This window comes from Polaromonas sp. P1_G2, assembly GCF_056405515.1.
The window spans coordinates 1-569 of the sequence record NZ_JBFUBY010000767.1; the positions used below are offsets into that span (position 1 = coordinate 1).

Consider the following 569-nt stretch of genomic DNA (forward strand, 5'->3'; position numbering starts at 1 on the left):
CTTCACGCTCGTCAATCCGGAAACCGTCAAGCGGCTTGGCCGGCCGGCGCACGAGATCATCGGCCGTCGCACCATCGACATCCTKCCCCCGAACGAGGCGGCGATGATGGACCGGTCGATCGACAAGGTGCTGGCGACAGGCGAGGTGCAGATCGAAGAACAATATCACCCGTCGCTGGCGCCGTTCCTCTATTCGATGTTCATCCGCTTCCCGATCCATTCGGAAACCGGCGAGGTCACCGGCGCCGGCGTGTTCGCCGTCGACCAGACGAGCCAGAAGCTGGTCGAGATGGAACTGGAAAAGCGCAGCGGCGCGCTGCAGCAAAGCGAGAAGCTCGCGGCTCTCGGTTCGCTGCTCGCCGGCGTGGCGCACGAACTCAACAATCCGCTGTCCATTGTCGTCGGCTATGCCGGCATGCTGCATGAAATGGCGCAGGACGATGCCACCAAGCGGCGCACCAAGGAACTGCACTCGGCCGCCGAGCGCTGCGCCCGTATCGTCAAGACCTTTCTCTCAATGGCGCGCTCGAAACCGATCGAGAAGCGCAACGTGGCCATCGACACGGTGC

General features: G+C 63.4%; 1 protein-coding gene. It reads left to right on the forward strand.

What is annotated here, in order from left to right; genetic code table 11:
- Nucleotides 1-569 (forward strand): histidine kinase dimerization/phospho-acceptor domain-containing protein (locus tag AC1D0P_RS27475; protein WP_477679623.1); only part of this gene is annotated, 569 nt, incomplete at both ends.